1 protein-coding gene is annotated in these 921 nt (G+C 33.9%); it reads right to left on the bottom strand.

Annotated features, from left to right (window positions below):
- Positions 1 to 239: 239 nt before the first annotated feature.
- Positions 240 to 710 carry a hypothetical protein gene (locus AB4486_RS24825; protein ID WP_372119353.1) on the bottom strand — a complete coding sequence of 157 codons (471 nt, stop codon included), beginning with the start codon at positions 708 to 710 and terminating at the stop codon, positions 240 to 242.
- Positions 711 to 921: the final 211 nt, after the last annotated feature.

Genomic DNA, 921 nt, shown 5'->3' with positions numbered 1-921 from the left:
TTTCTTTGGTTAATAACTGAGCAAAGTATGCTCCTGCCCTGGTAGGTTCATGGGGCGTTTACAATATTTCTAGATTGTACTGTTCGATAAATGCTGAGCTATTATTTAAAAAGTGAATGTTATTTAGATATTCAGAATAGTCGAAATAAGATAGTGGTTTTTATTAAATGTAAGTTGTAGTTATAAAGGCGAAAGTAAATGTTACTATTTTCGCCTTTATAACATCATGGATGCATAGTTTAGGTAAAATTAGAATAATCGTTCTGGAACAGAATATTCACATAGGCTGCTTTAAAGTGCTTTATAAAAAACTCATCGGATAAGTTGTTCGCACACAATAGATAGTTGCTCATTTGGCTTAACTCAAAATCGGATGCGCAATCGAGAGAGTAAACATATTCTACTAACACTTGATGACAAAGTGCTTTAGAAAGTGGTTTTAATTCTGGGATCAGTTTATTCACGCGTTTTGAAACATCTTCAAACTGACTAAACAGTTCACGATTGTGCGGCAAAGATTTTGGATTGAATGTTTGGGTGGTAGCCGTAACTAACGGTGGTAAATCAACGAGTCCTTTATCGAAAATGCTCACCGCTCGCTCAGAACTAACTACAAATTTTCGTTCTAAATCAAAGTCTGAAAAAAAGTTATCGTTGGCTGCATAGTTAGGAGTCAGCGAAAGCTTAGAAACGGTTTCAGTTTTAATCATTGTATGTTTCTCCATTCTGGTTTTGAAGACTAGATTAAATACAAGATTCAACCCTTTTAATAGCAGCTCGGATCCGAGCATAGTGACAATGATGTTCTTTTATATATAGTATAAGTGAATAGCCGTTAAGTGATGGTTAAATAAATACTAACTATGTTATTTATGATATAAACACATATTTTATAGGAGTTTACAGTGTTTCGTTCTACTC

It is taken from the genome of Vibrio sp. 10N.222.55.C6 (assembly GCF_041473395.1).
GTDB lineage: Bacteria > Pseudomonadota > Gammaproteobacteria > Enterobacterales > Vibrionaceae > Vibrio > Vibrio crassostreae_C.
The sequence above is the reverse complement of the archived record's forward strand: the minus strand, read 5'-3'. Positions and strand labels throughout refer to the sequence as shown.

What these genes read in the sequence shown, in the direction of transcription:
- AB4486_RS24825 (WP_372119353.1), bottom strand. Translation starts at nt 710, where the DNA reads ATGATTAAAACTGAAACCGTTTCTAAGCTTTCGCTGACTCCTAACTAT.